This window comes from Mesorhizobium sp. M7A.F.Ca.CA.001.08.2.1, assembly GCF_003998455.1.
GTDB lineage: Bacteria > Pseudomonadota > Alphaproteobacteria > Rhizobiales > Rhizobiaceae > Mesorhizobium > Mesorhizobium ciceri.
Genome location: NZ_RZPW01000089.1, coordinates 1 through 12,636, shown reverse-complemented (window position 1 = coordinate 12,636; position 12,636 = coordinate 1). Strand labels below are relative to the sequence as shown.

The window sequence follows — 12,636 nt, the reverse complement described above, 5'->3', positions numbered from 1 at the left end:
GGACTGGCCATGGCGCTCTATCTCAAGCGCGCCGGGCATCGGGTCACGGTCTTTGAACGCTTCGATGAGCCGAAGCCGGTCGGCTCCGGGCTGATCCTGCAGCCGACAGGGCTGACGGTGCTGGCCGATCTTGGCCTGCTCGACGACATGCTGGCGCTGGGCAGCCGCATCGACCGCCTGCATGGCGCCGATGCCACCACAGGCCGTACCGTGCTCGATGTCCGCTACGATGCGCAGCGCGGTGGCCGCTTCGGGCTGGCGGTGCACCGGGCGGCCTTGTTTGGCGTGCTCTTCCGCGCCGCCCAACGCGAAGCGATCGCCATCGAAACCGGCGTCGAGATCGAGGCCTTGGAGACGGGTGAACGGACGACGCTGATCTGCGGCAACGGACGAAGGGCGGGGCCGTTCGACCTCGTCATCGACGCCAGCGGTTCGCGCTCGAAACTGTGCCGCGCAAGCGCTCCAGGCGAGCCAAGACCACTCACCTATGGCGCGTTCTGGGCCTCGCTTGGCTGGCGCGGCGACGGTTTCGATGAGCGCGCGCTGCTGCAACGCTACGACAGAGCGAGCGTGATGATCGGCGTGCTGCCGATCGGCCGGCCGCAGCCGGGTGCTGAAAAGATGGCGGCATTCTTCTGGAGCCTGAAGCCGTCGGACGCCGATGAGGTGCGCGTCCGGGGCCTGGATGCCTGGAAGGAGAGGGTGATCCGGCTGTGGCCGCAGAGCGAGGCGTATGTCAGCCAGATCGACAGTTTCGACCAGCTCTCGCTGGCGCGCTATGGCCACCACACGATGAAGCGGCCGGTTGGGCGGCGGCTGGCCATCATCGGCGACGCGGCGCACTCGACCAGCCCGCAGCTCGGGCAAGGGGCCAATATGGCGCTGCTCGACGCCGCGGCGCTCAGCCATGCGCTGGCGCGGACGGACAGTGTCGAAGCGGCACTTGAAGCCTATGCGAGGGCGCGGCGCTGGCATGTCCGCATCTTCCAGGCGCTGTCGCTGGCGTTCACGCCGTTCTACCAGTCGGATTCGGTGGCGCTGCCCTTCATCCGCGACAGGCTGGTGGCGACGGTGGCAAAAATCCCGCCGGCGCCGCAGTTTCTCGCCTCGATGGTGGCCGGCACCGTAATCGATCCGTTCAAGCGGATAGGACTGGTCGAAGCGCGGTGGCCGGATCGTTTTGGCCAATGAGGCTCGAAAGGTACGATCCCTTCGCTCGCAGGAAGGTATGCAGGCGCTGCGGGTAGTCCGGCGCCACGGCTTGCCTGATCGACGGGCGTTCACTCAACGCCCGGCGCCATGCGCGGACGAGGGGCTTTCGGTCAAGAATGCCGAAATCACCGATCCGGTCGAAGACATCGAGATAGCGGAAGACCGGACCGTAAACGGCGTCGACCAGCGAAAAGTGCTTGCTGGCGAACCAGGGGCCGCCAGGCTCGTCCGCCAGCTCGGCTTCGAGACGGTCGAGCATGGCGGACAGCGCGCTGGATTCGTCAAGGAAGCCGGCCTCGGTCGATGTTGAATAGAACCGACTGATGGCATTGAGGGTTGCCGAACCGAACTCGATCCAGGCGCGATGCCGGGCGCGGGCATAGGGATCGGCCGGGTGGAGGGGATTGGCCTGCGTCTCTTCGAGGAATTCCAGGATGACGGCCGATTCGAAGATCACCGTTTCCTCGCCATTTCGCTGCACGCGCAGCAGCGGCACCTTGCCGAGCGGCGAGATCGCCTTGAACCAGTCCGGCTTGTTGGCGAGGTCGATATCGACGCGTTCGAACGGCACGCCCTTTTCGGTGAGCGAAATCGCGGCGCGCTGCACATAGGGGCAGAGATGATGGCTGACGAGAATGAGCTTGTCGGCGCGTTTGCAGATTTCGTGTTTCATCGGATTGGCTTTCCCTGATTAATGCAATTGCATCTATGTAGATGCATATGCATTGATCGTCAAGCTTGATGCAATTGCATCTATCGTCTAAGGTGCGCCATGACCGAGAAAGCCGCGCCTTCGCCCGAAGCCATCAAGGCCTGGGCTCGCCTGATGCGCGTACCGCGCCAGTTGATGGAGAGCGCCGAAGAGGCGTTGAAGGCCGCCGGTCTGCCCCCACTTGCCTGGTACGACGTGCTGCATGAACTCGCCGAGGCAGGCGAGGGCGGGCTGCGGCCGTTCCAGCTCATCGAGCACACGCTGTTCGCGCAATACAACATTTCGCGCCTGCTGGCCCGGCTCGAGGCCGATGGGCTCGTCGAGAAACTGCCGGTGGCCGACGACGGCCGTGGCCAGACCATCCGCATCGCGGCCAAGGGGCGAGAGACACGCCGCCAGATGTGGGCTGTCTACGGACGCTCGATCGCCGAACTGGTTGGCGCCAAACTGTCGGCGGATGAGCTGACCATGGTCTCGGCACTGCTTGGACGGTTGCGCCATCCGCCAGCCAGCGATTAAGCGAGCCTGTCGCGCCAGCGCCTGTCCATTTTGCAGATATTTTGCTCTCGTCCTCTTGCGCACAGCCTCGGATCGCGCAATATGCCGAACCGTAACGTACGGTACGGCTTATCGGGAATGCCGACTTTCGAGAGAAGAGCGTGTTGCACATCGTGCCTGACATCGACACCAGCGAAGCGCTGACAGAGCGGCAGAAGGCCGTGCTCGACGCGGCGTTGCGGCTGCTGGTCGAAGAGGGCGACCAGCTTACCATGACCGCCGTGGCGCGCCGCGCCAGCTGTTCCAAGGAAACGCTCTACAAATGGTTCGGCGACCGCGACGGGCTGCTGACGGCGACGGTGCAATGGCAGGCCTCTAAAGTGCGGGTGGCACCGGTCGACCGCAAGGGGCTCGATCTTGCCTCGCTGACCGCGAGCCTCGAGCGCTTCGCCTCGGATTGGCTCAAGGTGATTTCCAGCGACACGTCGATCGCGCTCAATCGGGTGGCGGTCAGCCATGCGGGCTCCGGCAAGGACAATCTCGGCGCCGTGGTGCTGGAGAACGGCCGCTTCGCGCTGGCCAAACGGCTGAAGCCGGTGCTCGAGGCCGGCCGACGGACCGGGCTTTTGGATTTCGCGGATGCCGAGACGGCGTTCCGCACCTTTTTCGGGCTGGTCGCCCGCGATGTGCAGATCCGTCTGCTGCTCGGCGACCGGCTGGAATTGACTGAGGCGGCGATCGGCGGCGATGCCGCGCGGGCGACGCAGCAGTTTCTCGCTCTTCATGGAGCAAAAACCGGCCGCAAGGCCCTAGAGCCGGATGATTTCAGGTCAAGTCGACCTGAAATCTGAATCCGTCTCTAAATCAAGAAGATAGAGCATGATGTCGTCCGAAAACCGCTTCACACTTTTCGGCATCATGCTCTGATTTATAAACGGGAAGGAAGACAAAATGCGTGTCTATTACGATCGTGATGCCGATCTCAATCTGATCAAGGGCAAGAAGGTCGCCATCATCGGCTATGGCAGCCAGGGCAGGGCGCATGCGCTCAACCTCAAGGATTCCGGCGCCAAGGAGATCGCCATCGGCCTCAAGGCCGGCTCGGCAACCGCCAAGAAGGTCGAGGCCGACGGTCTCAAGGTGATGAGCGTGGCGGACGCGGCCAAATGGGCCGACCTGATGATGATGGCAACGCCGGACGAACTGCAGGCCGACATCTACAAGAACGAGATCGCGCCGAACATCCGCGATGGTGCCGCGATCGCCTTCGCGCACGGCCTCAACGTGCATTTCGGCCTGATCGAGCCGAAGTCGACGGTCGACGTCGTCATGATCGCGCCGAAGGGTCCCGGCCACACGGTGCGCGGCGAATACCAGAAGGGCGGCGGCGTGCCGTGCCTGGTCGCCGTCAACCAGGATGCCTCGGGCAATGCGCTCGACCTGGCACTGTCCTACGCCTGCGGCGTCGGCGGCGGCCGTTCGGGTATCATCGAGACCAATTTCCGCGAGGAATGCGAGACCGATCTGTTCGGCGAGCAGGTCGTGCTGTGCGGCGGCCTGGTCGAGCTGATCCGGGCCGGCTTCGAGACGCTGGTGGAAGCCGGCTACGCGCCTGAGATGGCCTATTTCGAGTGCCTCCACGAGGTCAAGCTGATCGTCGACCTGATCTATGAAGGCGGCATCGCCAACATGAACTACTCGATTTCGAACACCGCCGAATGGGGCGAATATGTCTCGGGTCCGCGCATCATCACCGCCGAGACCAAGGCCGAGATGAAGCGCGTGCTGAAGGACATCCAGACCGGCAAATTCACCTCGGAGTGGATGCAGGAGTACCGCGCCGGCATGTCCCGCTTCAAGGGCATCCGCCGCAACAATGACAGCCACCAGATCGAGGAAGTCGGCGCCAAGCTGCGCGCGATGATGCCGTGGATTTCCAAAAACAAGCTGGTCGACAAGGCGAAGAACTGAGCGAAATCCACAAGCGCTCGAAAATAGCAGCTTCCATGAACAAGAAACGGCGCCACGTGGCGCCGTTTTTTCATTCTGTCGGTCAGCTCAGCTACAGGGCCAGCCCATCAATAGGGTGAGTAGCACTGCTGGCGCGGGCCGTTGTAGGGCTGGAACGTGTTGTCATAGGCCCGGTACGACCGGTAGCGGTTGTAGCACCATTGGACATGGGCGCTCGAAAGCCGTCCCGCGCGGTAGTAGCGGCGCGGCGCCGGCCGGTCATAGTAGTCGTAGTTGTTGTACATGCTGCCGAGGCCAAGCCCCAGGCCAAGGCCCAGGATCGCGGCACTCGCGCCATCATCGTAGTAACGGCCGCCGCGATAGTGATGGCGACCATGGCGCCAACGCCAGTTGTCTCCACCATTCCAGTGACCGCCGCCGCCGTGCCAGTGCCGACGGCCGCCGTCCCAATTGCCCGACCGGCGCCATCTCCAATTGTCGTTGTTGAACTGACGGTTGTTGTTGCCGCCCGCCCAGCTGTCGCGGACCGGCGTGATATTCGGCGCCGCGGTGCTGGTGGGAATCGACAGGTCCGGCTGCATGATCGGGCCGGCGGCGGACGGCGCCGTGACGCCGGAGAGGATACCCAGGGCTATCAGCCCCGATTTGACCGTGGAAGAAAAGAGCGAATTCATTGCACTCTCCAAGAGTTACAGGCCCCACGCCCACCCGAGGAATGGGGCAACAATGGATGTTTGCATCTGAACGGCGGATGAACGGAAAGGTTCCGTCAACCATGACGCGAACGCACCCAGGACCAATCGATCTCAGATGGTGGTCCTGCGCGCTTGTTTTCCGAAGCACTTGCGGGCAAAGGTCATGGCATGTCGCTGCGCCTTGCCACCTTCAATGTCGAGAACCTGATGAACAGGTTCGATTATTCCGGCTATCGCAACCAGCTCAACGAGGATCGAACGCTGGCGCTGTTCGATATCCAGAGCGAGGCGGAATACAGGATGCTGGAGCAGGCCCGCGCCATCGCCCAATCCGACGACACGCGCCAGCTGACGGCGCTGGCAATCGCTGCCACCCGGGCCGACATCATCTGCATGCAGGAGGTCGACAACATCGAGGCGCTGAAGGCCTTCGAATATGGCTATCTGTTCAAGATGGTGGGGCAGGGCTACCGGCAGAAATACACCACATCGGGCAATGATTCACGGGGCATCGACGTTGCCGTGATGATGCGCAATGAGACCGCCCAGGGCCAGCCGATCGAATTCGTGCGCATGACCAGCCACGCCTATGTCACCTACGAGCAGTTCGGGCTGCACACGCCGGAACTCGAGGCACTGGGCAATCAGGCCAATGAGCGCATTTTCCGGCGCGACTGCCTGGAGATCGACGTCACCGTGGGCGGCGTGCCGCTGACGCTCTATCTCGTGCATTTCAAGTCGATGGGTTCGCCGCGCAACGGGCTCGACGGGCGCGAGGCGACGATGCCGGTGCGCATCGCGGAGGCGCAGGCCGTGCGGCGCATCATCGAGGAGCGCTTCGGCAAGGACTATGCCGCCGACAAACGCTGGGCAATCTGCGGCGATATGAACGATTACCGCCAGCGTGTGAAGGTGGCCGGCGATGCGATCGACGGCTATCGCTTCGAGGTCGTCGACGAAGCCCTGTCCTGCATCAACGTGCTGACGGCCGGCGGCTTCTGCGAAAACGTCGTCGAGCGGCGGCCGGAGATGAACCGCTGGAGTTTCTACCACACGCGCGGACCGGAAGAGCGGCATCTGTGCCAGCTCGACTACATCCTGCTGTCGAAGGGGCTCGCCGCCAGCAACGCGACGGCTGTTCCCGACATCATCCGCAACGGCCAGCCCTGGCGCACCATCTTTCCGCCGGGGCAGGAAGTGGAGCGGTTTCCGCGTGCCGGCTGGGACCGGCCGAAGGCGTCGGACCATTGCCCGGTGGCGATCACGCTGGACATGACCTGACGCATGAGTTTCGACCTGCCACGCAACGTCATCCTGCCGGTCGACGCCATCGACGTCCGGCTCGATCCCGGTCCGCACCCGTTCGCAAGGGACAATGCAGAGGCGATCGCCGAGAACTGGCAGCACGAAATCGCTGCCAATCCGGCGCTGTTCGACGGCATGGTGGTGCTGCTGTCGCAGCTTGCCTACCGCGACAACCGTCTCGCCGGCCGCTGCCATGCGGTCAACTATTCGACTTTCATGCTGTGGCGGAAGCGGCGCGAGAATTCGGGCGCCGAGCATGCCTATGCCCATGCCATGCTGGTGGCTGCCGACAATGCGCTGGTGGCGATCCGCATGGGTCCGCACACGGTCAACGCCGGCCGCGTCTATTTTGCCGCCGGCTCATTCGAGCCGGTCGATTTTCGCGATGGCCTGGTCGATGTCGATTTCAACATGATCCGCGAAGTGCGCGAGGAAACCGGCCTCGACCTGTCAGGGGCTCATCGCGGCAAGCGCTACCACGCCATGTCGACCAACAGCGGCACGGTGATCTTCCGCCGCTACCACGCGGCGGCGCCCGCAGACGAGATCGCCCAGCGCATCTCAGCCTTCGTCGCCACCGAAACCGAGCCGGAGATCGACGGGCCAGTGATCATCCGCCATGCCGCCGACCTGCCGGTCGGCCTGTCACCGCACATGAAGCCGCTGATCGAGTGGCATTTCGCAAACGGGAGTTAAGGGCGCGTCTTGTTCTGTGCCGCGTTGCGATCGTTGCGGGCGGCGACGAGGAACAGGATGAAGCCGATGCCCAGCAAACCGCCCATCGCCATTCCCATGGTCTGGCCGACGACTGCCTGAAAATCGGCTGTGACGCGATCGGGATTGGCCATGCCGAAGCGGGCGAGATACCACCAGATGCCTGCAAGGAAGGCCTCGATGACGACCATCGTCAGGATCAGTCGTGCCTTCTTGCTCATCGGCTATTCCTCCACCCAAGGGTGAATTGCCCTAGCATCATGAACGGCGCGGCGACAGTGGCGGGTAGGGTGGAAACGTCTAAGGCTGTGCAAAACCGGTCTGAGCGCTGGCCGCGTTCCGGCCGGGTTGCCCTATTCGTGCCTAAGCGCGTCGATCGGATCGAGCCTGGCGCCGCGCAGCGCCGGGAAGAAGCCGAACACCATGCCGATGAGCGCGGAAAAGCCGACGGCGAGCAGGATCACCGCCGGGCTCGGCGCGAACGGGATGGTCAGCGTCACCGCGGCGAGGCCGGCCAGCGCCAGCCCGATCAGGATGCCGATGATGCCGCCGAGCAGCGACAGCACCGTGGCCTCGACCAGGAACTGGATCAGGATGTGCTTTTCATGCGCGCCGATGGCGAGCCTGATGCCGATCTCGCGGGTGCGTTCGGTGACCGACACCAGCATGATGTTCATGATGCCGATGCCGCCGACCAGCAGGCTGACGCCGGCGACGGCGCCCAGCATGCCGGTCATGGTGGTGGTGGCGCTGGCCATGGCGTCGGCGATCTGGGTCATGTCGCGGATGGCGAAATCGCTTTCACGATCGGGCGTGATGCGTCTGGCGTCGCGCAGAATGTCCTCGACGCGCGGCTGCAGCTCGCTGGTCGGCGTGCGGTCATCGGCGGCGATGTAGATGTTGTCGATGTCGCGGTTGCCGGCGATGCGGCGCTGGTAGGCGTGCAGCGGCATCAGCACGACATTGTCCTGATCCTGACCGAAGCCGGTATAGCCCTTGGGCTCGAGCAGGCCGATGATCTTGCAGGAGGTGCGGTTGACGCGGATGATCTCGCCCTCGGGATCGCCAGCGCCGAAGAATTGTTGGCGCACCGTCTCGCCGATCAGGCACACGCCGGTGCCCGAGCGGGTTTCGGAATCGCTGAACGGGCGGCCCGACACCAGTTTCCAGTCGCGCGCATCGAGATAGGCGCTGTCGGTGCCGGTGACGCCCGAGGTCAGGCTCTCGGTGCCGAAGATGACCCGGACCTGCTTTTGCGAAGCCGGCGAAATGGCGCGGGCGCCAGTCAGATGCGCAACCAGCGCCGCCAGCTCCTTTTCGGCCAGCGGACGCACCGCCTGGTCGAGCCCGCCCGGGCCACCGGGACCGGCCGGGCGACCGGAGCGGACGACCAGCAGATTGCTGCCGAGCTTGGAGATGTCGGCCTTGACCTTCTGCGTGGTGCCCGAGCCGATGGTGAGCATGGCAATGACGGCGGCAACGCCGATGACGATGCCGAGCAAGGTCAGGAACGAGCGCAGCACGTTGCGGCGGATCGAGCGCAGCGACAGGCGGACGGTTTCCCAGATCATGGTTGTGCGATCTCCAGCTTCCTGGAATCGGAGGCGACGTGGCCGTCGAGGAAGCGGATGGTGCGTTCGGCATAGTCGGCGACGTCGGCCTCGTGGGTGACCATGGCGATGGTTAGGCCAAGCTCCTTGTTGAGCCGCGTCAGCAACTCCATGATCTCGTGCGTGCGGGCGGTGTCGAGGTTGCCGGTCGGCTCGTCGGCGACGAGCAGCGTCGGGCGCGTGACGATGGCGCGCGCGATCGCCACGCGCTGCTGCTGGCCGCCGGACAGTTCGGCCGGCGTGTGGTGCTCGCGGCCGACAAGGCCGACCTCCGCCAGGGCCTGCATGGCAAGGTCGCGGCGCTCGCGGGCGGCCACGCCGCGATAGATCAGCGGCAGTTCGACATTTTCGGCCGCCGTGGTGCGGGCCAGCAGATTGTAACCCTGGAAGACGAAGCCGACATAGAGGTTGCGCAGCATGGCGCGGCGGTTGCGGTCGAGGCGGCCGGCGTCGATGCCCATGAAGGAATAGGTTCCGGCCGTCGGCGTGTCGAGGCAGCCGATGATGTTCATCGCCGTCGACTTGCCGGAACCGGACGGCCCCATGATGGCGACGAATTCGCCACGCCGGATGGCAAGATCGACGCCGGCCAGCGCATGCACCTTGGCCTCGCCCTGGCCATAGCTCTTCCAGACCTTGTCGAAGGTGATGAGGGCAGCACCGGCGGCCACGGCATCAGCTCCGCTGCTGCGACGCGGTGATGACCTGTGCGCCTTCGTCGAGGCCCGAAATGATCTCGGTCAGTTCGCCGTCGGTGGAGCCGATCTTGACGTTGACCGGGTGCGGACGCCCGTTCTCCAGCACGTAGAGCGTGCGCGAGCCGTCGGTGGGCGCTGTCGCGGCCTGGCGCTGGCGGTTGCCGCCGGGGCGGCCCATGCGGCCGGTGAACAGGTCGCTGAGGCTCCAGCCGCGTGCGGCCTGCTGGGCAGGACGAAAGCGGAACGCGGTGGCCGGCACGGTGAGCACGTCCTTGGCCTGCTTGGTGACGACCGAAACGGTGGCGGTCATGCCGGGCCGCAGCAGCAGCTCGTTGTTGTCGACCTCGAGCCGCGCATTGTAGGTGACGACGCCGTCGGTGGTGACCGAGGCATAGGAGATGTCGCGGATCTCGGCATCGAACGGCCGCTCGGGGAAGGCATCGACGGTGAAGCGGGCATGCTGGCCGGATTTGACCGCACCGATGTCGGCCTCGTCGACCGCCGCCACCAGTTCCATGTTCCTGAGATCGGCGGCGATGATGAACAGCACCGGCGCCTGCAGCGAGGAGGCGACCGTCTGGCCGGGATCGACCGAGCGCGTCAAAACGATGCCGTCGATCGGCGCATAGATGGTGCTCTTGGCAAGGTCGGTCTGCTGCGCCTTGAGGTCGGCCTGGGCGATGGCGAGGTTGGCCTGCGCACTGTCGAGAGCTGCCTTGGAACGGTCGCGCGTGGCGGTTGCCGCTTCAAGCGACTGGTCGGTCGCCATGCCGCGCCTGGTCAGTTCGGCGGCGCGCACCAGCGCCTTCTCGTTTTCCGCCAGCGTAACCGTGGCGTCCTCGACATTGGCGGCGGCGGCCTTGGCCGAAGCTTCGGCACGCTCGATCTGGACTTCGAGTTTCACCGTGTCGAGTGTCGCCAGCACGTCACCCTTCTTGACCTGCTGGTTCTCCTCGGCCGAGACCGAGCGGATGATGCCGGACAGTTCGCTTGAAATATCGACCTGGGTGAGTGGCTGCAGCGTGCCGGTCGCCGACACCGCGACGGTGAGGTCGGCCTTGGCGGCAGGCACGGTGGTGTAGTCAATCCTGGCCGGCGAGCCGGCATACCATTGATAGACGCCAAGCCCGGCGACGAGCACGATCAGCGCCAGCAACGCATAGAGCCACCCACGACGGCGCGATCTGCGCCGGCCTGTCTGGTCGAGCCCAAGCGCCGTCTCGATGGCGGAATCCGATTCCGTCTTTGGCAGATTGACAATCTGGTCCACGCTGGACCCCTATAATGCGCAATGTCCCTATCTGTGCACAGATCAGGCTTACCGGTTCAAATATCAAATTAAATTTCGCCCATGTTGGGATTGAGGCAGGAATGAAAACCCGGAATTACTTGCTTTACGATGTGTTTACGACCGAGCGACTGGCCGGCAATCCTTTGGCCGTCGTGCTGGACAGCAAGGGATTGGACACGGCCGCGATGCAGGCCATCGCGCGCGAATTCAACCTGTCCGAATCGGTGTTCGTCCTGCCGCCGGACAATCCCAAGCACAAAAACCGCATCCGCATCTTCACGCCCGACTATGAAATGCCGTTCGCCGGCCATCCGACGGTCGGCGCCGCGATCGCGCTGGCCGAACTTGCGGAGGAGGGCGGCGCCGGCATCTTCGTGCTGGAGGAAAACATCGGTCCGGTGCGGTGCGCCGTCAGCAAGCATGACGGCAACACTTTTGCCGAGTTCGATCTGGCGAAGCTGCCGGAGCCGCTGAAGCTCGATGCCGATCCGGAGGCGATCGGTGCCGCGCTTGGGTTGACGCCGCATGAGATCGGCTTCGAGAATCACCGCGTCGCATTCTGGTCGGCGGGCGTGCCCTATGTCACCATCCCGGTTGCCAATCTCGAGGCGGCGGGTCGCATCCGGCTGGACAACCAGGCCTGGTCGGAACTGGCGCCGCGCAAGAGCGAATGGGCCTTCGCCAGCCCCTATGTCTACTGCCGCGAGACGGTGAACCACGAAAGCGCCTTCCATGTGCGCATGATCGTGCCTGGCACGCCTTCCTATGAGGATCCGGCGACCGGCTCGGCGGCAGCCGCCTTTGCCGGCGCCATCATGCATTTCGACGCGCCGACCGATGGCATTTCACAGCTGTGGATCGAGCAGGGGCTGGAGATGGGCCGGCCATCGCGCATCCGCCTCGAACTGACCGTGCAAGGCGGAAAACTGGCCTCGGCGCGCATCGGCGGCAACGCAATCAAGGTGGCGGAAGGCAGGCTTTTCGTCTGATCGAACGCATGCTCGGTCGATTTGTCGGGAAATGATTCCGGCAGGGCTGGACAGGACCGATGGTGGCGGCTATATGCCCGCCAACGCCGGTTTTTGCCGGCCGAGTGGGTGCGTAGCTCAGTTGGTAGAGCAGCTGACTCTTAATCAGCGGGTCCACAGTTCAATCCTGTGCGCACCCACCAAATTCCTAGAAGAGTTGGTGGAAAGACCCTGAAAGCGAGACGCGTTTGGCGCATCTCGGGCAAGGCTGTCTGACTGTGATTCTTTAACCGCGCTATCCGGATCTTGTGGCGATTCAGCCGCGTTGGAAAATGCGGGTCAGAAACCGGCCGAATCGAAAAGCAAGGCTCTTTTCCCCGGCTGCAGCATCGCTGGCGCCAATTCCGTCTTTTCCCCCGGAGAAATCGCTGATGGGCCACCAGAAGAAGACCAGGAAGACAACGAAAATGCCGGTGTCGATCGGGCCATGACTTGAATAGCTGCTGTGACGGAACACAACAGCGACCGCCCCGGCGATAACACCGCAGCTGCGGCAGGATGAAATTTCTTCATCCACAAAAATCTATTTGAGAATCGCCGTTACGGTAAGATGCCTCCTTTGTCGTGACAACGGCATCTTTGTCGGCCGATACGGGGAATGAATAATTACTTCTCCGAAACGCCAGCCTCTGCAAAACTCGCCATGCGGGCATGGCACTCCAGCGCCGAGCGGACGATGTTGACGGCGAGGCAGGCGCCGGAGCCTTCGCCGAGCCGCATGCCGAGATCGAGCAGCGGCGGCAGGCCGAGCGCTTCGAGCAGGCCGCGATGGCCTGACTCAGCGGAGACATGGGCTGCGATGGTGTGGGCGAGGCCGGTTGGATGCAGCTTTGCCAGCGGGGCTGCGGCGGCGGTGCAGACGAAGCCGTCGAGCAGCACGGGTATGCCGAGATGGCGGGCGG

15 protein-coding genes and 1 tRNA gene are annotated in these 12,636 nt (G+C 64.0%); 8 read left to right on the top strand and 8 right to left on the bottom strand.

Annotation, left to right across the window (positions count from 1 at the left end; translation table 11 throughout):
- A partial coding sequence (locus EN914_RS08185) for an NAD(P)/FAD-dependent oxidoreductase (protein ID WP_164778684.1) occupies nt 1–1,191 on the top strand: 1,191 nt, incomplete at its 5' end.
- Here the strand turns inward: EN914_RS08185 and EN914_RS08180 are convergent.
- Nucleotides 1,139–1,885, bottom strand: coding sequence for a glutathione S-transferase family protein (locus EN914_RS08180; protein ID WP_024501386.1), 747 nt, complete (start codon nt 1,883–1,885; stop codon nt 1,139–1,141). The genes EN914_RS08185 and EN914_RS08180 overlap by 53 nt on opposite strands.
- Before the next feature lie 99 nt (nt 1,886–1,984).
- On the opposite strand from EN914_RS08180, the gene EN914_RS08175 reads away from it, so the two are divergent.
- From EN914_RS08175 to ilvC, 3 genes are all read left to right on the top strand, one after another.
- The gene (locus EN914_RS08175; RefSeq protein WP_024501385.1) at nt 1,985–2,443 is read left to right on the top strand and encodes a MarR family winged helix-turn-helix transcriptional regulator; all 459 of its coding nucleotides are present in this window, start codon (nt 1,985–1,987) and stop codon (nt 2,441–2,443) included.
- Between the two features lie 140 nt (nt 2,444–2,583).
- Nucleotides 2,584–3,273 (top strand): TetR/AcrR family transcriptional regulator, encoded by a 690-nt coding sequence (locus tag EN914_RS08170; RefSeq protein WP_024501384.1) that lies wholly within the window; start codon nt 2,584–2,586, stop codon nt 3,271–3,273.
- 100 nt (nt 3,274–3,373) lie between these two features.
- A complete protein-coding gene (ilvC, locus tag EN914_RS08165) occupies nt 3,374–4,393 on the top strand; it encodes a ketol-acid reductoisomerase (RefSeq protein WP_013531065.1) in 1,020 nt (339 codons plus the stop codon).
- 107 nt (nt 4,394–4,500) lie between these two features.
- On the opposite strand, the gene EN914_RS08160 is transcribed toward ilvC, so the two are convergent.
- Nucleotides 4,501–5,067 (bottom strand): BA14K family protein, encoded by a 567-nt coding sequence (locus tag EN914_RS08160; protein WP_024501383.1) that lies wholly within the window; start codon nt 5,065–5,067, stop codon nt 4,501–4,503.
- 189 nt (nt 5,068–5,256) lie between these two features.
- On the opposite strand from EN914_RS08160, the gene EN914_RS08155 reads away from it, so the two are divergent.
- Both EN914_RS08155 and EN914_RS08150 read left to right on the top strand, forming a co-directional pair.
- Entirely contained in the window at nt 5,257–6,369 is a 1,113-nt protein-coding gene (locus EN914_RS08155) for an endonuclease/exonuclease/phosphatase family protein (RefSeq protein WP_024501382.1), read from the top strand.
- A 3-nt stretch (nt 6,370–6,372) separates the two neighbouring features.
- Nucleotides 6,373–7,089: a hypothetical protein gene (locus tag EN914_RS08150; protein ID WP_013531068.1), complete on the top strand. Its 717-nt coding sequence runs from the start codon at nt 6,373–6,375 to the stop codon at nt 7,087–7,089.
- Here the strand turns inward: EN914_RS08150 and EN914_RS08145 are convergent.
- The 4 genes from EN914_RS08145 to EN914_RS08130 form a co-directional block, all read right to left on the bottom strand.
- Nucleotides 7,086–7,328 carry a hypothetical protein gene (locus EN914_RS08145; protein ID WP_013531069.1) on the bottom strand — a complete coding sequence of 81 codons (243 nt, stop codon included), beginning with the start codon at nt 7,326–7,328 and terminating at the stop codon, nt 7,086–7,088. The genes EN914_RS08150 and EN914_RS08145 overlap by 4 nt on opposite strands.
- A gap of 132 nt (nt 7,329–7,460) precedes the next feature.
- Complete coding sequence (locus EN914_RS08140) at nt 7,461–8,678, bottom strand: ABC transporter permease (RefSeq protein ID WP_024501381.1); 1,218 nt, start codon at nt 8,676–8,678, stop codon at nt 7,461–7,463.
- Entirely contained in the window at nt 8,675–9,388 is a 714-nt protein-coding gene (locus tag EN914_RS08135) for an ABC transporter ATP-binding protein (protein WP_013531071.1), read from the bottom strand. Before EN914_RS08135 ends, EN914_RS08140 begins: the two co-directional genes overlap by 4 nt.
- A gap of 4 nt (nt 9,389–9,392) precedes the next feature.
- A complete protein-coding gene (locus EN914_RS08130; RefSeq protein WP_024501380.1) occupies nt 9,393–10,685 on the bottom strand; it encodes an efflux RND transporter periplasmic adaptor subunit in 1,293 nt (430 codons plus the stop codon).
- 101 nt (nt 10,686–10,786) lie between these two features.
- Here EN914_RS08130 and EN914_RS08125 point away from each other — a divergent pair, with 101 nt between their 5' ends.
- Together EN914_RS08125 and EN914_RS08120 are read left to right on the top strand one after the other, a co-directional pair.
- Nucleotides 10,787–11,695 carry a PhzF family phenazine biosynthesis protein gene (locus EN914_RS08125; RefSeq protein WP_013531073.1) on the top strand — a complete coding sequence of 303 codons (909 nt, stop codon included), beginning with the start codon at nt 10,787–10,789 and terminating at the stop codon, nt 11,693–11,695.
- A gap of 106 nt (nt 11,696–11,801) precedes the next feature.
- A tRNA-Lys gene (locus EN914_RS08120) sits at nt 11,802–11,877 on the top strand.
- A gap of 113 nt (nt 11,878–11,990) precedes the next feature.
- On the opposite strand, the gene EN914_RS08115 is transcribed toward EN914_RS08120, so the two are convergent.
- Nucleotides 11,991–12,251, bottom strand: a complete 261-nt coding sequence (locus tag EN914_RS08115) for a hypothetical protein (RefSeq protein ID WP_024501379.1) — start codon at nt 12,249–12,251, stop codon at nt 11,991–11,993.
- Between the two features lie 89 nt (nt 12,252–12,340).
- Nucleotides 12,341–12,636: nicotinate-nucleotide--dimethylbenzimidazole phosphoribosyltransferase (locus EN914_RS08110; RefSeq protein WP_206527190.1), on the bottom strand; the 296-nt coding region annotated here is incomplete at its 5' end.